Below are 22,276 nucleotides of genomic sequence, written 5' to 3' on the forward strand. Positions count from 1 at the left end.
GAATTTTCTCGCGCATGTCGATCGTCGAGAACATGCAGATGGGTGCGTATCTGCGCAACGATACCGACGCCATCAAGGCAGACGTCGATCGCATGTTCGGCTTTTTCCCGCGCCTGAAGGAACGGGCCACGCAATACGCGGGCACGCTTTCGGGCGGCGAACAGCAGATGCTGGCGATGGCACGTGCGATCATCAGCAAACCGAAGCTGTTGTTGCTGGATGAGCCGTCGATGGGTCTGTCGCCGATCATGGTGGAGAAGATCTTCGAGGTGGTGCGGGCGATTTCCGCTGAAGGCATGACGGTGCTGCTGGTCGAGCAGAACGCGCGTCTCGCGTTGCAGGCGGCGAATCGTGGCTACGTGATGGACTCGGGTCTGGTGACGATGTCCGGCGACGCGAAGCAGATGCTGGATGATCCGAAGGTGCGGGCGGCTTATCTCGGAGAGTAAGCACTGATCTGACCGTTCTTCAGATGATTTCGATCTCGTAACCTTTGGTCGATTCCGTGCTCCGGATATCTTCTGCGCGGCGGTGCTGTCACCATAGAGTCCGGCTGGACGCTAATGGTAGTACCAATATCGAGTCACGCTATACAACCTCTCACTGATTCTGCCGTTCACTGCCATCCTCACCGTGTGCCGATACACAATCAGTTGTTCTTTTTCAAGAACTCCTAAGCGGGAGGGCACACAGGTGCTTTGACTTCATTCACGACGAATGACGTGTACATTTCCTTGACGCTAGAGCAGCCGTTAATGTGTTGGCGCGCAAACTCGCCAAATGAAGACAGCGTCTCGGTCACAATTGTCAGTTGATAGTCATACTGTCCCGAGATGTTATAGCAGGCTAATACTTCGGAGAGCGGGCCGACTGCGGCCTCGAACGCTCTCATGTGTTCCATGCTCCTCTGAACCAATGTGACCAGAACCAGTGCAGTCACCTCATAGCCAAGTTGCTTCAGATCGACACGTGCGTGATATCCGGTGATTACGCCGAGCGACTCCAGCCGCTTTACCCGGCGCCAGCACGGAGATGTGCTGAGGTTGATTTTTTCCGATAGTTCAGCACTGGAGAGCCTCGCATCCGCCTGCAAAGCGGCAAGAATTTGCTTGTCTAATCGATCCAATGTTGGTACTGGACGATGCATTTCGTAACTCCATGGATGTGAAATGATTTGTCGCGTGTCGGGCATTATTGCGGAGCCAATTTCCGCAAGCAATACCAACTTATTCCGGGTAGCGTACCAACCAATGCAGCCTGAACCAGATGCAGCACCGGACAGGGCAGGGGCGGTACATGCCGATGTAATGGCTGTGTCACACCGGGAGGGGGCGGGAGGACGTTCTGGGATGCACAGGCTACGCGCCAGCCGGGTCATGCAGTCAACTAGATTCCGGCATAGGTAACATACCGTTCGCCTCCGACCAGGGCGATCGAGCGGCATGGTGCTCCGACCGCTTCGAACATGGGGAGTTACCGCAGATCGGCGGTTCGTGATCATTCAAGATGCTTGATTAGGGGCCAGCAGGGGGATGGCCCGACTTTTACCTTCCCGCGAAAAGCTCGGCAGTCGACAGCCTTGTATCACCTTCGAACGCTGCCAGCACTTGCTGGTCGATCTCATCCAGCGTCGGCATTGAACGATTCGTTTCGCTGTTCCGGTCGTACGAGCAGATTTGTTGCACGCCAGCCAATATTTGGGTACTAAGAACAGCAAGCAATGCCGGACCGTTTCAGTATTCTCTTGGTGATCGCCATGCATTGCGAAAACGAGTCCAATTCCGCGCCTTTGCAGAGGCTAAGTAGCGTGACAGGTAGTGATAGATGCGCAACAAATTTTCAGCTGTTTGTGGATTTGCTGCGATCGAACATAAATAGGAAAGGTTGGTTATATGAACACGTTGGAATCAAAGAGCAATTTTCAGGATATCTTTCCGATTCAACCGCGAGATACCGTCTCCTCTCTGCCAACCTCGCTAATTAGAGAGGTGGCGGATGGGGCCATGAATCGTTCGGACATTCTGCCATTTTGGTTCGGCGAATCCGATCAGGTGACGCCTGACTTCATTCGGGATGCTGCTATCGAATCATTGCGCTCCGGCGAGACCTTCTATCCACAGAATCTTGGTAGGCCCTATCTTCGATCTGCACTATCGTTATACCTTACGCAACTTCATGGGTGCACGATCGATTCAGATCGACTCGCTGTCGTAAGCGGCGGTATTTCCGGGTTGATGCTTACAGCACAGACCATCATAGAGCCCGGTGACAGAGTAGTGGCTATCACTCCACTTTGGCCGAATATAGCCGAGATACCTAGAATCCTAGGCGCGAACGTCACGAGAGTTCCGCTGTCAGTCGTTAACGGTGCATGGGCGCTCGATGTCAACAAATTGATTTCGGAACTTACTGCCGGAACGAAGGTGCTTTTTATAAATTCGCCAAACAACCCAACCGGATGGATGATGACGGAGCGCGATGTCGACGAGATTTTGGTGCATTGTCGGAAACATGGTATTTGGATTGTTTCGGATGACGTATATCAGCGCCTAGCATACGATCAAGCAGTATTCTGTGCCCCATCATTTTTGGATCGATATCAAGATGGAGATCGAATAATCTCGGTAAATAGCTTCTCCAAGTCTTGGTTGATGACGGGTTTTCGGGTTGGATGGGTCGTCGCTCCACCGTCGATTGTAAAGGCGCTAACTAAGATTATTGAATACAACACCTGCTGTATCCTTGAGGCGAGCCAAAGAGCCGCACATTCTGCACTGTTGCGTGGAGAAGATACTGTTCAGTCGTTACGTGCCGATTTACGCTCGAATCGAAAGGTCCTCGTCGACGGATTGTGCGAATTGCCGGGCGTAGAAGTGCCGGGGGCAGGCGGGGGCATGTATACATTTTTCAAGATTGCGGGGATATCGGATACAACGGCGTTGGCGAGGAATTTGATCGATGTTTCGGGGCTGGGGTTGGCGCCCGGGGCGGCGTTTGGGCCGGAAGGGAGAGGCTGGCTAAGATGGTGCCATGCCGTATCAGGAGTTAAACTGAGCGAGGGGTTATCTCGGATCACTCGCTTCTTTGAGCACAATCGCATTGTGTGAATGACGGTGAGGTCAATTCGATCACTGGAAGGTCAGAAGCGAATAGTGCGCCTCTACAGGCGAGCGAATTAACGACACTTCGACTTGCACCCGGAGCGTCGCCATGACGCTTCGGTCTATCGTCGTCTGGACTGATGCCGAAATTGTTATTTTCTAAGTGCAATCCGGTATTCTCAGGTACGAAATCGAAGTTTGATAAAAATCAAGGATACCTAATATAATGTGACGGAGCCGTCTTTGTCGTGCTTCGACGATTGTTCACCCAGTCTGAAACATCCGCCTGAAGTCACACTTCTCCTGGGCCAGCGTAGCAATGGACGATATTAGTGTGCTTTTTCGGTCGCTTTTCCAGATGGCGGCATACGTTGCCAGTGGCAGGGCAGGGATCACCGTGAGTTCCTGCAGCGCCCCAGAATCGACCATTGGTGCGAGGCACTTCTTGGGCAAATAGCTGATTCCCATGCCCGAGACCGTGAGTCCGATGATGGCAACCACGCTGTTGCTGAACAGGGTGTTCTCATGGTTCACGCCGATTGAGCGGAACCAACGGTTATAGAGCTGACCTGTTCCCGAGCGGCCATCCTGAGTCAGCAACCGGTGCGCTGCAAGCTCGTGCATGCGAAGCCGATGTGGCTGGCCGACAAGGCCGGGTTTGCACATCCAGACATTCTCGACCACGCCAACGCGTTTCGACAAGAACCGCTGTTCGTTGAACACATCGGGAACGATCATGAGGTCAATCTCGTCGGCAAGGAGCTTGTCGCGAAGCATGACGCTGACTTCGACGTACGGCTCAATAATCACCCGGGGATATTTGGCCTGGATCGCGCCTACCAGACGCGGTAGCCAGGTCATGGCCGTGAGTTCGGTGACCCCAATCCTGACGTGACGCTCCATGACCTCCGGGCGCTGGAACTGTTCGACCGCTGCATCCCGCTGCTCGAGCAGCCGCTTGGCGAGCAAGAACATCTCCTCGCCCTTTTCCGTCAACCGCGCTGAGCGTAACGAGCGATCGAACAAGGGCGTCTCGAACAGCGCTTCCAGCTCTTGCACCCGCTTGGATACCGCCGACTGCGTGGTATGCATCTTGTTCGCGGCGTGCGCGAACCCGCCTAGTTGCACGACCCAAAAGATTGTCTCCAGTTGCTTGAACGTCATCACGGCCAATCCCTCCGAACCCTCATGTATCGCGTCACGGAATGTATATCGATCGTATTTTGTCGCTTTTTTTGATCAAGGTCGAGTACCAGAATAGCTGCAATTCACCGTCGACTCCCGACGGCGACATAGAACGCGATAAGTGCTGCCGCACAGCTTCTCGCTTATCACCCGCTGCCGCCGAGTTTTCGTTGATCTGTTGCGGTGGCGCCTGGGGCGGCACTTTGTTGACTCACTCCCGGGAGCTCCAGCCTTCCCTGCCCGGTATAGCCGCAAGGCTGCTCGGGCCTCTTTCATGGAGATTTATGTATGTTGCTGACTGAAGAAGAATCCCGGATGTTGGTCGGGGACAGGGGTCCTGCAGTGAAAAAAGCCATGGAGATTCTGGTGGCATTGGGCGAGAGCTTCAGTGCCGCAAGGCTTGTTCCGGTCAACAACGTCCATATGGCGGGTTCTTCGGTGGTGGTCGCCGAGGAAGCCGGCACGAAGTTCGTTGAAGATATCCGAAAGCAAGGCGGCACGTTCGTCACCCGAGTCACTACCAATCCGACCGCTGTCGATCCCACTCAGTGGCAGGACATCGGCATTCCCGAATCGGACAGCGTCCTGCAGACCCGGCTGACCGACGCCTATGCGGGGATGGGGGCTAACACGTGCAATACCTGCATCCCTTACTTGGTGGGAAACACCCCGCGGTTTGGCGAGCACATGGCTTGGGGGGAGTCGTCAGCCGTCGTGTTTGCCAACTCTGTTTGCGGCGCCAGGACCAATCGAGAGGGGGGGCCTAGCGGACTTGCCTCGGCCCTCACCGGCCGCACCCCTGAGTATGGTTTCCATCTGAAGGAAAACCGCTACGGCAAATTCCTGATCAAGGTGGAGACGCCTCTCAATGACATGACTGACTATGGAACGCTCGGATATTTCGCCGGCAAGATCGCGGGACAGGATACGCCGGTATTTACAGGCATTCCTACGGATCCGACCTTAGAACAACTGAAAGCCCTGAGCGCTGCCTTGGCGGCTTCCGGCGCTGTGAGTATGTTCCATGCTGTTGGGGTGACGCCCGAGGCTCCTACGCTAGGCGAGGCGTTTGGTGGACGCGAGCCGGAGAAGATTCTCCTTTTCGGTCAGTCAGAGAAGGAACAGGCAGAGGCTGCGCTGAACAAGGAGTCCTCCAGCCATGTGGACTGGATTCTTGTCGGCTGCCCGAATGCTTCGGTGCAGGAGATCCGCGAAGTCGCCGACGCCTTGCAGGGCAGGAAGGTCCATCGGGACGTCTCCCTATGGGTCACGACGGCCGGCGCGATGTATGCCATGGCTGAGCGCATGGGCTATATCCGGACCATTGAGGACGCTGGTGGCATTGTCGTGCGAGAGACCTGTCCGTTCTTGGCCCGCAGCCGGGTCATCGCTCCAAAGAAGGGATATAGAACGCTGACCACCAACTCGGCGAAGATGGCATTTTATGCTCCTGGTCAATTTGGACTCCCTACCCACTATGGGAATCTGGATCGAGTGATGAAAGCAGCAATCAATGGTGTCTGGAGCTGATCAACATGACGGCAAATCAACTTGTCCTGAAGGGGCGAAAAATCGTCACGGGTAAGGCCAGCGGCGAGGCCGTCGTTACCAAGGAAGCCATTAGTTTTAATGGGGGCGTCGATAATTTCACCGGGTTCGTCACCGAGCCCGGGCACGAACTGGAGGGTGTCAATATTGCCGGGAAAGTCCTGGTGTTCCTCACCGGGAAAGGGTCTACGGGTGGATCGTACAAGATTTACGACATGGTATCGCGCGGGACCGCCCCAGCGGCCTTTATCCAGGCGCATCCAGAGCCCATCACCACGATCGGAGCGATTATCGGAAATATCCCGGTCATCGCTGGCCTGGACCAGGATCCGACGCTTGCAATTTCCAGCGGCGATTTTATCGAGATGGATGCGGATGCGGGCATCGTTTTGGTGACCCCTAAACAGCCGCTGCAAGAAGCCGTACTTCCTGTTCCGGCTGTATAGCAACTGCAGATCCGTTGGCGGTGATCCGACGTCGCGTCTTTCACGTTGCTCGCGCCGCCCGCTCGCCAGTGAGCTTCGTATTCCATGCGAGCGATTGATTTTCGAGAAATCTCGCCAGTCTCGATCTGATACGCGGGCAGATCCTGGCGGTGATTTCGTCCTTGGTGGAGGTATTGGCATTCGTCGACGAACGAGAGCGAACTGGCAGATAAGCTTTTACCGGTGCGTGGATATGACGCTCGAGGAGAAAAGCAAGCGCGCGCTGCCAGGCGATCGGCTCGCAGTGATCAAGCTCTGGCAATGAAGCGGCCGCAGATGGCTAAGTTGAAAAGCGAGATAAGCAATTAGAAATTTGCAAATCATTAACGGGAAACGAGAGTTTGTCGAATTTGTTAGGAGATTAACGTGAATGGCCAGCCTTCTTTGCTTGGGCGCCTTGCCGCGCTCGACACCAACACCGTCTCAGACGCACTTGATTTCCTCGGCCTCCCGGGCGCCACGCATGGCCTGCGGCCGCTATGGGACTGCCCGAAGATTGTGGGCCGCGCCAGCACCATCCAGCTCGGTCCCAAAACCGATGCGAAGCCCACGGTGCATCTCATTTCGCCGGTGATCGATGCCGTCACCAGCGACGACCGGGTGCTGGTGATCGCTGGCGGCGTAGATGGCATCTCGTGCTGGGGGGACATTCTGGCTAATGCAGCATGCGCCAAGAAGATCAGAGGTTCCGTTATAGACGGGTACAGCCGCGACATCGAGGGCAGCGAGTCGATCGACTATCCCGTCTATGGACGCGGTGTCACCATGATCAGTGCGCGCAATCGCGTGATCCAGACTGGCTCGGGCGAACCGGTGCAGGTCAGGGGCGCGACGGTGCACCAGGACGACTATGTGATCGCCGACCGCTGCGGCGCAGTGTTCGTGGCAGCTGCACGTATCGAGGAGGTGCTCGAACTCGGCGAACGCATCGCACGCCGCCAGGACGGCATGGTCGCCGCCGTGCGCGCAGGTCGCTCGGTCGCCGAAGTCATGCACGACAAGGAGTTCGAAGCGATCAATCAAGGAGACGCGAAGTGAACACATCCGCTATTAGCGCAGAAGACCAGGAACTGGTCGCCCTGTTCGAGGGGCTGGATACGCCCGGAGTATCCGATGCTATGGACAAGTTGGGTCTGCCCGGCCAATGCATGGGCATCGCTCCGCTCGACAACTACAAGGGCACGATCGTTGGTACCGCATTCACCGTTAAATACGTCTCGGCCACCACACCGGCCGGTTCCGTGGGTGACTTTATCGACGACGTGGCCGAGGGCGACGTCATCGTGATCGACAACGACGGCCGAACTGACTGCACGGTATGGGGCGACATCATGACCCAGTACGCGTGCTTGCGCGGCATCCGTGCGACCGTCATAGATGGGGTGTGCCGCGATGTCTCCAAGGCGCTGGGTGATGGATATCCGCTATTTACCAAGGGCCGCTTTATGCGTACCGGCAAGGATCGCGTACAGGTCGAGGCCGTGGGCGTGCCGGTCTCCATCGGCACGGCCCGTGTGACCGCGCGCGACATCGTTGTGGCGGACGCCAACGGCGTCGTGGTGGTACCGCGAGATCGCGCCCGCGAAGTGGCAGACGTGGCGCAGCAAATCGAAGGAGTGGAAGCCGAGATCCGTGCGCAGATTGCGCAAGGTAAGACCCTGGGGCAGGCGCGCAAGGCGCTGGGCTACCACACATTGCAAAGGAAAGCATAATGTGCGCACTCCACACCTTCAGCGTCGCCACCCTTGAACTCGCTCGCAAATTGGGCTCGTCCACGCTCTACGAGGCTTCAGGCCTGCCGACCAGCGCTGTCGATCCCCTCGTTCGTACCATCTGGCCGGGCGCCTCCGTGGCGGGCCCCGCCTACCCCGTGGAATGTGCTCCGGGCGATAACCTGGCCATCCACATCGCTATGGAGAAGGCGCCGCGCGGAAGCATCCTGGTAGTGTCCACCCACGGCTTCGTTGCTGGCTATTGGGGCGAAGTGCTCACGGTCGCCGCCGAGGCGGCGGGCATTGCTGCCCTGGTAATCGATGGCGGTGTGCGCGACATCGCGGCGCTGACCTCGCGCCATTTCCCGGTGTTCTCGCGCGGGATCTCCGTGCGAGGAACTATCAAGGCCAGCGTTCCGTCGGTGGGGCAATCACTGAGTTTCACCGGCACGCCCATTGTCCCTGGCGACCTGGTAGTGGCCGACGATGATGGCGTAGTCGTCATTCCCACCACGCATGTCGAGGCGACACTGGCCCTAGGCCAGGCTCGCTTCGACAAGGAAGCGCGGATCATGGACGAACTGCGCCAAGGCCGCACGACCCTTGATCTCCTGGGTTTGTCGCGCTGGAGAGAACGTACTTGACGGCATAAGTCTGCTTGCGGGATCGGATTCCTGCCACGACGTAGGAGGCCGTGAATTGTGAGGCCGCGGGCTCGGCGGCCGGGATAACGGCAATCTCGTTGAGCCTAGGACGAGTAAGTTGGCAACACAGGCCAGATTGCAGTCAGCGTGGTGAACTCCGGCGCCAAACGTGGCTGACGCTTTCCCCGCCAACTTTCTACCTCGCGGCGAATGGTCGAGAGCGCGGAGAATTTACTGTCAGCGCATACGATGGCGATCGATCCACGCGGTGAATTTTGACAGCATCACCAGCGAGGTCAAGGTAAGGTGGCGACGCATCACTGCATCTAGTTTCTTGTTGACGACAAATCCCTAGTAACTGGCCCGGTCTTGTGATATGCCGAGGCTTTTCTCGCCCTAGACCAGATCAATTCTGGCCTCGCTCGGCTATTTGCGAATACAGGACCTCGCTCTGAGGGCTGCAGACCATCTAGAGATTTTCCACGACCTGAATCTGGCATCTCAACGCTTGAGGTGCCGTGCCGACCCGCAGTTGTGACAGGTTCTGGTGATGGACGAGTACTTGCTGAGCAGCAACAGCCAAAGAATCAAAGTGATCCACACGCGGCGGGCTGGGCGGAGGGAGCCGGCTTCGCGTAGGGGTACGGCCACCGAGAGAATTGGCTTGTCGAACGTGAGAAGCGAGCCTCCCTGTCGCTGCGTGAGCGGATGCTTTCATCCGATCCCTCAACCGCGTCCTCATGCTATTCCGTGATAGACAGATCGGAAAATGTCATTCGACCGTCAGACCCACGCATATTTAGAATGACTTATCGAAACCCGTGGCGCACAGGGCGCCAACCCGGGATTTGGTTACGCCTACAGGAGACATGGAACATGGCTGTTCAAGGAAATTTGATTGGGGGCGAATGGGTCGGCGGCGATGCGACCTTCAATAGCCTGAATCCGTCGGACGTTCGCGATTGCGTTGGGACTTTCGCACAAGCCGACGCCGGACAGGTGCGGCAGGCCATCGCGGCAGCGCGTGCCGCGCAACCAGGCTGGGCGGCGCAGACGATTCAGACCCGCAGCGATCTTCTGCAGAGAGTAGGGATCGAGCTGGCAACGCGACGGGAAGAGATCGGTGAACTGGTCTCCCGCGAGGGCGGCAAGACGCGCGCTGACGGCATCGGCGAGGTAATGCGTGCGAGCCATGTTTTCCACTTCTTCGCTGGCGAGGCGCTGCGCTATGGTGGCGAGAACTTGCCATCCACGCGCCCGGATATCGGGGTCCAGACCAGCCGGGAACCGGTTGGCGTCATCGGATTGATCACTCCATGGAACTTTCCGATCGCCATCGCCGCCTGGAAGATCGCGCCGGCGCTGGCATTCGGCAACACGGTGGTGCTGAAGCCGTCGGAGGAAACTCCCGGCATTGCCGCTGAGCTGTTCCGCGTAATGGAGCGAAACGGGCTGCCGGCCGGCGTAGCGAATCTGGTCAACGGTGCCGGTCCTGTCACTGGAGCCGCCCTGATGGATGGCATTGACGCGCTGAGCTTTACGGGAAGCGTGCCGACAGGACACCTGCTCGCGCGTGCCGCCGTGGAGAATATGGTTCGCGTTCAACTGGAATTGGGTGGTAAGAACCCGCTCGTGGTGCTTGACGACGCGGATCTCCCCGCGGCCGTAGAGTGCGCATTGAACGGCGCCTACTTCTCCGCTGGGCAGCGTTGCACCGCGTCCAGCCGGCTCATCATCGCGGAGGGCGTGCACGACCGGTTCGTCGAGGCGCTACGGGCGCGCATGCGGTCCTTGAAGATTGGCCATGCCATGAATCACGACACGCAAATCGGGCCCCTGATCAACCAGCGCCAACTTGATATGGTGCAACGCTACATCGAAGCCGGAAAGCGCGAAGGCGCGGAGTTGGTGGAAGGCGGGCAGTTGATCGAACGCGAGACGCCTGGTTTCTACATGCAGCCCGCATTGTTCACGGCAACCCGCAACGACATGCAGATCAACCGCGAGGAGGTCTTCGGCCCATTTGCAGCGGTAATTCGTGTCAAGGACTACGACGAGGCGCTGCATACCGCAAACGACACGGCGTTCGGACTGTCGGCGGGCATCTGCACGACGTCGCACAAGTACGCCACGCATTTCCGCATGAATATCAAAAGTGGGCTGGCAATGGTCAACCTCCCGACGGCTGGGCTTGACTATCACGTTCCGTTGAGTGGCGCCAAGTCTTCGGGCTACGGGCCGTGCGAGCAAGGTAGCTATGCTGCCGACTTCTACACTCGCGTAAAGACTGCCTACGTCGGTCAGTAATCGTCAATCAAAGGAGACATACTCAAATGGACAAGATCGGATTCATCGGCTTGGGTCGCATGGGCAAGCCCATGGCCTCTAATCTGAGCAAGAAAGGGTACGAGCTGGTGGTGCATGACGTGAACGCCGCTGCCGTCGACGAGCTGGTGTCACTGGGCGCACGAAAGGCGGTCAACTTGGCCGAGATCGCGAAGGAATGCGGGATCGTCATCACCATGCTACCGAGTTCCGTGGAGGTTGAGCAGGTGGCGCTGAGTCCAGAGGGAATCTTTCCCAACGCAAGGCCGGGCGGGATTCTTCTGGACATGAGCACCATCGATCCGCTTGCGACTGAACGCCTCCACGTGGCGGCACAACAACGTGGCCTGTCTGTCGTGGACGCGCCGGTCGGCCGGCTCGCCCAGCACGCTGACCGCGGCGAGTCGCTGTTTATGGTTGGGGCGAGCGATGAGGATTTCAAACGCATCGAACCGCTGCTGTACGCGATGGGAACGACCGTCTACCACTGCGGTGGGGTCGGGGCCGGCGGCCGCACAAAGCTGGTTAACAACTATATGGTGGTTGCACTGTGTCAGATGAACGGTGAGGCGCTGGCGCTGTCCCAGCGCTTCGGCCTGGACATCGCGAAGACACTGCAAGTACTCTTCGGCACCTCCGCGAGTAACGGGCAACTGCGCATGAACTTTCCGAACAAGGTGTTGGTGAATGATACGACGCCGGGTTTCACCATCGACCTGGCGCACAAGGACATGTCACTGGTTCTTGGTGCCGCGCACGCCTTGAAGGTGCCGATGCCCCTGGCGGCCGCGGTCTTCGAATCATTCAGTCTGGCGCGTGCCAGCGAGTATGGTCGCATCGACTTCACTGGTATCGCCGATGCCATCTGCGATCTGGCAAAGATCCCTAGAGCCCGGGTTCCGGAGGGTTGGAAAATCGACTAAGAAGTACTGGCACAACGAATTTTGAATTTGCCGCAAGCAGTTAACGCAAGCGGCGGTTTTCATGAGCGCCTCGTGTATGGCCGCGAGGCGTTCGAACCGGACACGCAAGCGCCTAAAGTTGTGCAGCCGAACAAAGGTACGCTTGAAAGCCCGCCGGATTCTGCCGCGGCCTCGCCGTGTGACTCACCCGGACGGGCGACCTGCGTGATGCTGGTGCCAGCATGCAGCGGCCTGCGATATTTGTCGTGGTCGTAGCCGTGACCAGCCTGCACGTCAACGAGCTGCGACAGCGGCCATCGACGCTCGCCGCGAATGTACGAGATTGCCTGATTGAGGGGAAGGGTCTGGCCAGCAACTCACGCCCGAACCGCAACGCATGTCCTGCGAGGATGCATCTCTCAGGGAATGTCGGACTACAGCTCGAACAGAACGCCGGTCAGCACGAGTCATCGCCGAGCCTTCGTCCGGCTTATCGAGCCCGGCGTGGGGCGTGGCTTCGGCGGTGACAAGAGTTGGCTGAATGAGCGTCCAAAATCCGTATAGATGAACGCATCCCATTTTGCGCCAGCGTTTCGTGTGTACAGATAGACAGAACTCTAGTCAAATAGCGAATAGGTTGAGAGTGCGATGCGGGTTAGAAGTCCCCACGATTCTTTTTATTAGAGCACCTTCAGTGCCCAAAAAATGGAGACAGCACATGACTGCACCGAACAGACTGCGGCCGCTCGATTGCGCCCAGAGCCTCACTCGAGGCATCCACGTCCACATCAGTTCGCGCGTGCTTCCTATGGATGCGAAGGGAGATGCGGCATGAGCACCCGAGCAGATAAGAGGGAAAAACTCAGCCCAATGGCACGTCGAGCGCTGGGAGCAGGTATCGTCGGCACGTTGATTGAGTGGTACGACTACGGTTTGTACGGTGCTGCGTCGGCGTTGATATTGCCGAAGCTGTTTTTCCCGAGCAGTGATCCGGAAACGGCAACACTGGCCGCATTCGCCACCTTTGCAGTCGGCTTCTTTGCTCGACCGGTAGGTGGACTTCTGATTGCGAACTTTGGGGATCGTTACGGGCGTAAGCCAGTCCTAGTCGCGACGCTCATACTCATGGGTTTGGCAACAACGTTGATGGGATTGTTGCCCACATTCGAGCGGGCTGGTCATTGGGCAATTGTACTATTAGTAATCCTTCGAATGCTACAAGGCGCTGGCGCTGGTGCGGAGTTGGCCGGTGCGATGACATTGGTTGCTGAATACGCGCCACCAAGCCGTCGCGCATTTGTCACAGCCATTCCAAACGGTGCGGCGTCTGGTGGTGCACTTCTGTCTACTCTAGCATTCCTTGCTGTGGCTTCTATGCCAGAACAGACTCTGCTTTCGTGGGGCTGGCGAGTCCCATTCTTACTTTCGGCCATATTATTTTTGGTAGCACTGTTCATCAGGCATCGAATCGAAGAATCTCCTGAGTTTGCGCGTGCACATCAGGCTGCAATAGAGAGAAACGCAAAGAGTCGAGTGCCGTTATTTGAGCTGGTGAAGTCCAAGCCGCGGACTATAGTACTAGGCATGCTTTCTGGAACAGCCCTCAATGTTGTCTTCTACGTTCTGGTGGCCTTCTCCATGTCTTACATGACAACACGCTTGGGAATTTCAAGATCGGACTCTTTGGTTGCCATGGCCGTAACGACATTGGTTGGATTTGCGTCAGCTCCGATCATGGGCAATATCGCTGACCATATCGGGCCTGGCAATTCGTACCGCATCGGTGCATTCATGCTAGTGGTGGCAGGATTTCCGCTTCTTATCGCGATGCAAAGTGCCAATCTGCTTATCATCACTTCGGCGATGGCACTTTGTGCCTTCTTTGTCTATGGACCGATCATCGCAGGTCAAGGCGCCTTTCTATCGAACCTGTTCCCTACTGAGCTTCGCTTCACCGGCATTGCTGTGACACGAGAATTCAATTCAATTTTCGTTGCAGGCCCGACTCCCTTCATTGCGGCATATCTCGTCCAAGTACAAAACGGAAAGCCTTGGCTGGTATCCACCTATATGTGCGTGGGTGGCCTGATTTCCGTTATTTCCATCTCTCTGCTCATGCGCGACGCGCGACATACCTCAGCGTTGAGTCAGAAGCAAAAAGCCAAAGCCGAATTTCAATCAACCAACCGATAGAGATATTAAGAATGAATACGATGTGTATTGTTTCCACAACTGTCGTCGATTTGGAGGCTAAACACAGCGATATCGTCTTCAGCCTTGAAAAGAGGCAACGTACCTTTCACGAGCAGCTCCCACACGCGCGTTGTCAAGGTTCGGCAGAAACCACTACCTAGATTGCGGCTCGATCCTTTCACCTCTCTACAGGTCAGAATCCATCGGCTTCGGTAACCTATGGCGCCGGCTTCAGCCAACGGAACGGACTGCCGTTGTTGGCTGAAGCCCGACTTTGTTCGGGGAATCGAAGGTAGCAGCAATGGTACATCGAGTGGGCGGCTACCGATTTGATCGCAGGTTTCCCGATAAAATCCAACCTGGAAACGAATCGGCGGAGCCTGGACACCGCTTGGTTCGCTTCGGCCCCGCGCCCGCAACCTAGTCGCCTATCCACGTCGCTTCGCGCCAGTCGTCGGTCGCCGCACATACGCGCACACTTGCTACGAGGAGGTCCGTGGCATTCCGTACGGCGGGCGTCGCGCCGCGTGTCGTGGGGCGCGCCAGCACGATGCGGCGCGCGAACGCCGGGTCGTCGATCGGTGCCGCGCAGAACGCGCCTGTAGTGAGTTCCTGGCGCGCGGCAACGCGCGGCATGATGCCCCGCCCATATCCCTCGGCGATTAGAACCTTCTGCACGGCCATGGTGTTGGCTTCGTCTGCGGTGGCGATCGTCACGCCCGCCGCCTTGCAACGCCTCTCGACCAGCAGTCGCAGACGATGCGGGTATCCTGGCAAGATCAAGGGCGTACGTCCGAGTTCCCGAAGCGGCACGGGCGCATCTTCGCGCAGGTCGCCTGCGCCGCTCGCCACGAGGCTCAATGGCTCGATGACGAGATTCTTGATATCGATGCCGGGTGTCGGGTCGGGCTGATAAAGCAGCGCGACATCTATTTCGCCCGTCTCTAGCCAACGCGTCAGATGGTCCGTGTAGCCGACCGAAAACGTCGCACGGACCGCGGGATAGTGCGCGTGCAACAGCCGCAGGAATTCCGACACGATGATCTCGCAACTACTAGGCAGCAACCCGATACATATAGCGCCCGCCACCTGGCCCGGGACAGGGCGAATTTCGCTTTGCGCCTGATTGATTTCCTGCAGCGCGCGCCGCGCGTGTTCGAGAAAGATGCGCCCCGCGTCAGTTAATTGCATCCCAGTGCGGTCGCGGTCGAACAACGGCACCCCAATTTCTCCTTCTAGCAGCTTCAATTGCCGCGACACGGCCGATTGCACAATATGCAGCAGCTCCGCTGCGCGGGTTGTGCTTCGCGTGTCGGCGACGGCGAGAAAGGTGCGAATCTGGCGGAAATCCATGCTTCTCCTAGTGGTGTCAGCGCTCGTGAATGAAGATGCTAAACCGACATGCCTTGATCTGTTTAAGTCATTCGACAATAAATTTCCATCTATTTTAAGATCAACGCAAGCGCGGTTCGCAGCACGCACTTCACTGCCTGATGTTGCTGCTTTCAACGGGCGAATACCAGTACGATTAAAACATGAAGGAGACACGATGCAACAGAAATCCGCCCGCCTGCGGCGCATCCAATGGATCGCCATCACGTTCCTGATGTTGGCAGGAGTCGTCAATTACCTCGATCGCAGCACACTCTCGATTGCCAATCATTCGGTTTCTCATGAGTTGGGATTGAACGCCGCGCAAATGGGCATGTTGCTCTCGGCGTTTTCGTTTGCCTACGCACTCGTTCAGTTACCCACGGGTGTGTTGCTGGACCGTTTCGGCGCGCGGATCATGCTCGGGCTTGGGATGTTCCTTTGGTCGCTCGCGCAATTCGCCGGCGGTTTCGTTAATACCTTGCAGCAGTTCTTGGTCGCGCGCGTCTGTCTTGGCGTGGGCGAAGCACCGCAATTTCCGGCTGGCGCAAAGGTGGTAAGCGAATGGTTCGCGCTTCGCGAGCGCGGACGTCCAACCGGTATCTTCATCGCGTCTTCGACGATCGGCCCCGGTCTCGCGCCGCCGATTCTGACTATGCTGATGCTGGCATTCGGATGGCGCAGCATGTTCGCCATCATGGGCGGGCTCGGCATCGCAGTTGCGCTCGCGTGGTATGGCATCTATCGCAATCGCGCCGAAATCTCGCTCACGCGCGATGAGGTGGCGCATCTGGAAGAGGGCGATGTGACGGCGGAGCAGGAGAGCAAGCTGACGTTCGCTGAATGGCGCCGTGTTTTCGCCTATCCGATCACGTGGGGCATGATCTTCGGCTATAGTGGGGTCATTTATATGATCTGGCTTTTCCTGACGTGGCTGCCCGCGTATCTCGAACATGAGCGGCACCTGAGCATCGCGAACACGGGGTGGGTCGTGGCGATTCCTTATTTGTTCGGCACTGTCGGCATGGTGGGCAGTGGCTTCGTGTGCGATGGCCTGCTCCGGCGCGGCGCCTCCGCGATCACCAGCCGCAAGTGGCCAATCTGCGTCGGCATGGTCGGTGCCGCGCTCTTCACCGTGCCGGCGGCTTACACACCGAATTTGCCCCTCGCAATCGCATTCATTTCGTCGGCCATGGTGTGCCTGAATCTCGCGTCGGGCGCCGCGTGGTCGCTCGTCAGCGTAATTGTGCCGCGCAGGCTTGTCGCCTCGATGGGAAGTATTCAGAACTTCGGTGGCTATATCGGCGGCTCGTTCGCACCTGTGATTACAGGGTTGATCGTCGACCACACGGGTTCGTTCGTCAATGCGTTTCTGGTCAGTGCGTTCCTCGCGCTCGGCTCAGCGCTGATCTATCTGGTGTTCGTGCGTGGCGAATTTGGCGAATATGACGTTGTGGAAAAGCCCGTTGCTGCAGCATGAATCTCGGGTTGGCTGTGGTGCAAATAGCGACCAACGAATGGGTTGGAGTGTCGTGCTGACCGATGTGGAACATCGTTTATCTGGTGTGCTCGGTCAACACGCTGCGCGCACGGGGTCGTCACACCGACGAGGCGCTGCTCAAGCACGTGGCGCTGGTTCACCGGAACCACGTTGGATGTTGCGCGGACAAGCGCCCCGGGCTTGCGACACGCGAGATTCGTTCTTCTGTTTGGGGCCTGCTTGAAAGCCGCTCTTCTCAGTGTTTGCGCCTGAATATTCGCCGTCGGATCCGATCTCCGCGTCGTTGCCGGCGACATACGTGAAGCCTTCCGAGACGATAGCGAAGGGGAAAGTACGCATATCGCTTGCGAGCCTGTATCGATCCGTAGCGTACAAGTTTTAGTGCGTTGTGCCGCTAGGTCCGAGCAGCAGCCGCGAATTTCCTGCGTGGCAATTCGTTGACCCGGCTCCTGAACTGCTGTAGGCCATCCTTCTCGCCCTCCAGGGCGTTGAGAACAGAAGTCCATCCGTGTCCCGATGACCTCGCTCGAGCGCTGGGCCTATGATCTTCCCTGTTCCGAACATGTTACTGCCGCCAGCGTCGCGGCGTAGGCGAGCGGTCCACCATCGATGTGATTAGGCCGGACGGGAAGTGTCGTCCCGACTTCGATCTTGACAGTGTATGACTCAATGACTGTCGACGGGTGGTCAACGTTTGTCCAGCGTAAACTGATGAACCAATTGTTCAGCAGGGTGGCTGGATCGGCGCACCCTCGCGGCGCTCCACACGAATGCCGGCGACGCGCAGCCACGGGCTTTAGAGGTGGTGATTGCCGTCGTGGGACGGGGGCCCCTTCACCAGCATTCGCCATAGGGATAACTGGGCCGTGCCTACGGAAAGAGGATTCTGTTTCGGCGGCCTCCTGATTGGGGTTATCGTACTTTCCGTGCAAAATCGGGCGCTTTGATCCTGAAAACCCATATTGATCAAGAGCTTGCGCAATCGCTGATTGCGCGAAAGCTACGGAACGGCCGAGCTTTGCTGCAATTGGCTGTGCGCGCGGGTACCGCCAGATTTTGCACGGAAAGTACGGCAACCCCGAAATGGTGTCGCTCATGTCGAATAGAGATACTATATGTCACTAAAGGTATACGATTTGACGGCGGAGGAGCCGGTCGTAGCTGGGACGGGTGTTGGGGTCCGACTGTTTCATCTCGCCGGAGCAGCACTGAAACGACGTGGTCGCGCATCGGTTCGGTCACACGTGTTCAGTCGCGCCACGGGCATGTCAGGTCGGAATTGTGTGCAAGGAGCAGGGCACGAGGGCGTGGCAGCACACGCCCCTAGATGTTGGACATTTGGTCTGGTGCAGGTCTTTACGCGTTAGAGCGCGGGAACGTTGGAGATGACAATGAAGAAGCATTCGGGAATGTACGCCACCGCCGCGGGAGTCGGCTTGCTGGCCTCGGTTGGTGTATGCGCGCAGGAAGTCGTGACGATCGGTCTGTCTGCGCCGTTGACGGGGCCGCAGGCTGCCGCCGGCAAGGATGCGGAGAATGGCGCTCAACTCGCGATCGACGATTTGAACAGGCAGAACCTGCAGATCGGCAGCAAGCCTGTGACGTTCAAGCTGGCATCCGTTGACGATCAGGCCGATCCGAAAATCGGCGTGCAGGTCGCGCAAAGTCTCGTCGATCGTGGTGTCGTCGCGGTCGTGGGGCCGTACAACTCGGGCGTCGCGATTCCTGCCTCGCGCATTTACAACGGTGCGAACGTGCCGTTGCTGCCGACCGCGTCGAACCCCGCACTGACGACTCAGGGCTTCAGGAACATTTTCCGGATCGGTGCCAGCGACTCGTCGCTCGGCGGCACGATGGCCGATTTCGCGGCACAGAAGTTGAAGATCAAGACTGCGGTGGTCATCGACGACCGTACGGCCTACGGGCAAGGTGTCGCCGATGAGTTCGAAAAGGTTGCCAAAGCGCGCGGAATCCAGATCGTCGGCAAGGAGTTCACCAACTCGCAGGCTACCGATTTCCGTTCGATCCTGACCTCGATCAAGAGCAAGAATCCCGACGCCATCTTCTACGGCGGCTACGACGCGCAAGGCGCGCCGATGGCCAAGCAGATGCGGGCACTCGGGTTGCGCGCGAAGCTGCTCGGCGGCGACAGCATCTGTACGGCGGAGATGGGCAAGGTTGCTGGGGAGGCTGCATCGATTGTCTATTGCGCGCAAGGTGGCGTGGCGCCCGAGAGCACCGCCGAAGGCCGCGAATACGTGAAGAAATACCGCGACACGTTCCACACGGATCGTCAGGTGTATGGCGTCAATTACTACGACGGCGTGAAACTGCTGGCCAACGCGATCGTTAAGGCGGGCAGTGCCACGGACAAATCGAAGGTGATCGCACAACTCGCGAAGACGGACTACAAGGGCATCGCCGGCACTTACTCGTTTGCCGACAACGGCGAATTGAAGGGCGCGCCGACCACGGTCTATGTGATTCGCAGCGGCACTCCGGTTCCGTACACGCCTTAAGCAATCAGGTCGTTACGTCGCGTAGCCGGCTGCATATCGATGTACCTGCGGCCGGCCATGTGCGCGAATGTCTGGAGCCTGTTACCGCGAAGCAGGGGTGCAATTTCTCGGCTTCGCGAATCAACGGGCAGCCGAGTGCTCAAGTTTTCCGAGAACTTCACTTTTGCGTACGTCGCCTTCAGAGGCAACTGTTCTAACCTCAGCTGTATCAATACTTCGTGTTCAATCAAAACCGCGCCGCTGCTTTTTTACTGTCTGCGATGCTGCTTGTGGGTTGCAATGTCGGGATCGGCAAGACGCTGGTGGAATTTTTGCCGGTGCCGATTTTTGCCACGCTTCGCTTCGTGATTGCAGTGGTCGTTCTGGGGCCGCTGATCAGGCTGTCGAAACTCAGGCGCGTCGCCCTTGCGGATTGGGGCAATCTGTTTCTGCAAGCGCTGTTTGGCACCTTCCTCTTCACGTTGTTGATGCTCAACGGCGTTCAGCGCACCGATGCGCTCGACGCAGGCGTCATTACCAGCGTGATCCCGGCTGTGGTTGCGATTTTCGCGTGGATTCTGCTGGGCGAACGACCCGCGCCACGAACCATTCTGTCGATCTTGCTGGCGACAGCCGGTGTCTTGCTCGTGAACGTATCGCACGCAAATGACGCGGGCGGCACGACGCATCAATCATTGGCGGGGAATCTGTTCGTGTTCGGCGCGGTGTGTTGCGAGGCACTGTACGTGATCTTCTCGCGGCGCGTCACGGCAACGATTGCGCCGATCGATGTTTGCGTCTACACCCACAGCATTGGTCTTCTGCTGATACTTCCAATCGGAGGAAGCGCCGTTTTTAACTTCCATTACGCAGATGTGCCATCCGACATGTGGCTTCTCGTGATGTGGTACGCGCTGTCGGCCAGCGTGTTTTCGTTCTGGCTATGGATGCAGGGAATCAAGCGTATTTCCGGCAGCGTTGCGGGCGTCTTTACCGCAATGGTTCCCGTCGCCGCGGCGATTTATGGCGTTGTCGTGGGCGGAGAGCGCTTCACGCTTACCAGCGCGATTGCGATGGTTCTGGTGATCTCGGGCGTAGTCGTCGCGAGCAGCTCCAAGACGGCGCAGAAGCTTTAAGAAGTATCACCGCCCGCATGCGAACGGTGGTGGAGAGAGATCAAAAAAGATACGTGAAGGATATTTCGTATACTATATATCGATCGATGAGAGTGGATCCGGGCACTTGATCTTGGCTGTAACGACGCGCCGGCGAGCATCCTGGCGATGCGTGAAAACCATCACGCGCGTCAGTTCCTGCTCGCAGCACCTATCTTGATGTTGCGAAGGAATGAACAGTGAGCAGCACCCATAATCAGATGACGTTGGTTGGAGAGCGACTGCAGATGCCGCAGTCGCTATGGGCGGACACGGCAATCAAGGCGCCGTCGCTCAAGGCCTTGAGCGGAAATGTGTCCTGCGACGTAGCAATCGTGGGTTCCGGATTCACGGGCCTGTCTACTGCAATTCACCTCGCGGAGTTGGGACTCGACTGCGTAGTGGTGGATGCTGCCGAGCCGGGTTGGGGTGCATCGGGCCGCAATAACGGGCAGGTGATCGCGGGGTTGAAACAGGACCCCGACGTGGTCGAAAAAATCTGGCCGGGCGCAATGGGCGAAAAGCTAGTTCGGTTTGGGAGCCAGGCGCCGGGCAAAGTGTTCGACCTCATTCAAAAACACTCGATTAATTGCGCCGGGATCAACCGCGGTTGGATTCAACCAGCGTACACGCGTTCGGGCGACGCCGCCGTGCGGCATCGATGCGAGGCGTGGAGAGCCAGAGGCATTGACGCGCGCCTGCTCGAAGGTCAGAAACTGTTCGATCTGCTGGGCACGCGAAAGTACCACATCGGTTGGATCGACCCGCGGGGCGGATCGATTCAGCCGCTCAGCTATGCGCGCGGTCTCGCGCATACCGCATTGCGGCTCGGTGTGCGCATTCACAACCGCACCAGCGTTCAGTCGATCACCGGCAGCGCGGGCAACTTCGTTCTGAAAACAGCATCAGGCAGCGTTTTCACGAAGAGTGTGATCGTGGCGACCGGCGCCTATGCCGAAAACCTTGTGCCTGGACTGCGAACCTCCTTCGTTCCAGTGAGAACGGCACAGGTTGCGACTCAGGTTCTCCCGCTCGACGTGCGCTCGGCCATTCTTCCGAAAGGCAATGTCGCGTCGGATACGCGACAACTCCTCACCTCGTTCCGTCTGTCTCCGGACGGCCGGTTAGTGATGGGAGGATCGGGTGCGACTGCCGGCCTCGACCATTCGCGCATCGTGCCGTACCTTCATCGCGCGGGGCAGGAACTGTTTAGCCACTTGGGAAAGATCGAATGGAGCTACGCGTGGAGCGGTTATTTTGCCGTCACGACCGATCATCTCCCGCACGTTCATGAGCCTCGATCGGGGCTGCATATCGCCGTCGGCTGCAATGGACGAGGCATTGCGATATCGACGTCGATGGGCATCGAGTTGGCCAATCGTGTCGCGGGCGCGCAGGCGTCCGACCTGTCGATTCCAGTCACTAGTTTGCGCAACGTGGCATTCCATCGCTTCCGCGCACTAGGCGTGGCGGCGGCGACGCAATACAAGCGGATGCAAGACCGCCTCGGATAAGCGGCACAGTTGCGTGAATTTCATTTACCGCAGGCATGAGACCAATTTTTTGGATCTTAGCCGATCAAATGTACTTGCCTGATGTCGAGGCCCGGTCAACGTGTCGAAGCCGCCGAGCGACGAAGTCGTTGTGACGAGTGCGA

At 57.8% G+C, this 22,276-nt stretch carries 17 protein-coding genes; 14 read left to right on the forward strand and 3 right to left on the reverse strand.

Features of this window, described 5'->3' with window-relative positions:
- Window positions 1-449: ABC transporter ATP-binding protein (locus FSO04_RS36800; protein WP_154560824.1), on the forward strand; the 449-nt coding region annotated here is incomplete at its 5' end.
- 224 nt (window positions 450-673) lie between these two features.
- Here FSO04_RS36800 and FSO04_RS36805 read toward each other — a convergent pair.
- A complete protein-coding gene (locus FSO04_RS36805; protein WP_154566405.1) occupies window positions 674-1,147 on the reverse strand; it encodes an Lrp/AsnC family transcriptional regulator in 474 nt (157 codons plus the stop codon).
- Window positions 1,148-1,892: 745 nt separating this feature from the next.
- Here FSO04_RS36805 and FSO04_RS36810 point away from each other — a divergent pair.
- Window positions 1,893-3,107 carry a pyridoxal phosphate-dependent aminotransferase gene (locus FSO04_RS36810; protein ID WP_154566406.1) on the forward strand — a complete coding sequence of 405 codons (1,215 nt, stop codon included), beginning with the start codon at window positions 1,893-1,895 and terminating at the stop codon, window positions 3,105-3,107.
- Window positions 3,108-3,365: 258 nt separating this feature from the next.
- On the opposite strand, the gene FSO04_RS36815 is transcribed toward FSO04_RS36810, so the two are convergent.
- Complete coding sequence (locus FSO04_RS36815) at window positions 3,366-4,265, reverse strand: LysR family transcriptional regulator (protein WP_154566421.1); 900 nt, start codon at window positions 4,263-4,265, stop codon at window positions 3,366-3,368.
- A gap of 309 nt (window positions 4,266-4,574) precedes the next feature.
- On the opposite strand from FSO04_RS36815, the gene FSO04_RS36820 reads away from it, so the two are divergent.
- From FSO04_RS36820 to FSO04_RS36855, 8 genes are all read left to right on the forward strand, one after another.
- On the forward strand, window positions 4,575-5,816 hold the full coding sequence (locus FSO04_RS36820; RefSeq protein ID WP_154566407.1) for an aconitase X: 1,242 nt from the start codon (window positions 4,575-4,577) through the stop codon (window positions 5,814-5,816).
- Window positions 5,817-5,821: 5 nt separating this feature from the next.
- Complete coding sequence (locus FSO04_RS36825; protein WP_154566408.1) at window positions 5,822-6,280, forward strand: aconitase X swivel domain-containing protein; 459 nt, start codon at window positions 5,822-5,824, stop codon at window positions 6,278-6,280.
- A 405-nt stretch (window positions 6,281-6,685) separates the two neighbouring features.
- Window positions 6,686-7,357 carry an RraA family protein gene (locus tag FSO04_RS36830; protein ID WP_168435972.1) on the forward strand — a complete coding sequence of 224 codons (672 nt, stop codon included), beginning with the start codon at window positions 6,686-6,688 and terminating at the stop codon, window positions 7,355-7,357.
- 11 nt (window positions 7,358-7,368) lie between these two features.
- The gene (locus FSO04_RS36835) at window positions 7,369-8,031 is read left to right on the forward strand and encodes an RraA family protein (protein ID WP_168435974.1); all 663 of its coding nucleotides are present in this window, start codon (window positions 7,369-7,371) and stop codon (window positions 8,029-8,031) included.
- The gene (locus tag FSO04_RS36840) at window positions 8,031-8,675 is read left to right on the forward strand and encodes an RraA family protein (protein ID WP_154566409.1); all 645 of its coding nucleotides are present in this window, start codon (window positions 8,031-8,033) and stop codon (window positions 8,673-8,675) included. Before FSO04_RS36835 ends, FSO04_RS36840 begins: the two co-directional genes overlap by 1 nt.
- Before the next feature lie 876 nt (window positions 8,676-9,551).
- Window positions 9,552-10,982 (forward strand): aldehyde dehydrogenase family protein, encoded by a 1,431-nt coding sequence (locus tag FSO04_RS36845; protein ID WP_154566424.1) that lies wholly within the window; start codon window positions 9,552-9,554, stop codon window positions 10,980-10,982.
- 26 nt (window positions 10,983-11,008) lie between these two features.
- Entirely contained in the window at window positions 11,009-11,923 is a 915-nt protein-coding gene (locus tag FSO04_RS36850; protein ID WP_154566410.1) for an NAD(P)-dependent oxidoreductase, read from the forward strand.
- A gap of 810 nt (window positions 11,924-12,733) precedes the next feature.
- Entirely contained in the window at window positions 12,734-14,095 is a 1,362-nt protein-coding gene (locus FSO04_RS36855; protein ID WP_154566411.1) for an MFS transporter, read from the forward strand.
- A gap of 420 nt (window positions 14,096-14,515) precedes the next feature.
- Here FSO04_RS36855 and FSO04_RS36860 read toward each other — a convergent pair whose 3' ends face one another.
- Window positions 14,516-15,448, reverse strand: a complete 933-nt coding sequence (locus FSO04_RS36860; RefSeq protein ID WP_166618322.1) for a LysR family transcriptional regulator — start codon at window positions 15,446-15,448, stop codon at window positions 14,516-14,518.
- Between the two features lie 196 nt (window positions 15,449-15,644).
- Here FSO04_RS36860 and FSO04_RS36865 point away from each other — a divergent pair, with 196 nt between their 5' ends.
- The 4 genes from FSO04_RS36865 to FSO04_RS36880 all read left to right on the forward strand — a co-directional run bounded on the left by FSO04_RS36865 (window position 15,645) and on the right by FSO04_RS36880 (window position 22,133).
- Entirely contained in the window at window positions 15,645-16,946 is a 1,302-nt protein-coding gene (locus FSO04_RS36865) for an MFS transporter (protein ID WP_154566413.1), read from the forward strand.
- Between the two features lie 1,430 nt (window positions 16,947-18,376).
- Window positions 18,377-19,486 carry a branched-chain amino acid ABC transporter substrate-binding protein gene (locus FSO04_RS36870; RefSeq protein WP_154566425.1) on the forward strand — a complete coding sequence of 370 codons (1,110 nt, stop codon included), beginning with the start codon at window positions 18,377-18,379 and terminating at the stop codon, window positions 19,484-19,486.
- Between the two features lie 218 nt (window positions 19,487-19,704).
- A complete protein-coding gene (locus FSO04_RS36875; protein WP_267905072.1) occupies window positions 19,705-20,601 on the forward strand; it encodes a DMT family transporter in 897 nt (298 codons plus the stop codon).
- A gap of 218 nt (window positions 20,602-20,819) precedes the next feature.
- On the forward strand, window positions 20,820-22,133 hold the full coding sequence (locus tag FSO04_RS36880) for an NAD(P)/FAD-dependent oxidoreductase (RefSeq protein WP_233465116.1): 1,314 nt from the start codon (window positions 20,820-20,822) through the stop codon (window positions 22,131-22,133).
- The last annotated feature ends 143 nt before the right edge of the window (window positions 22,134-22,276 follow it).

The sequence above is a fragment of the Paraburkholderia madseniana genome (assembly GCF_009690905.1).
GTDB classification, from domain to species: domain Bacteria; phylum Pseudomonadota; class Gammaproteobacteria; order Burkholderiales; family Burkholderiaceae; genus Paraburkholderia; species Paraburkholderia madseniana.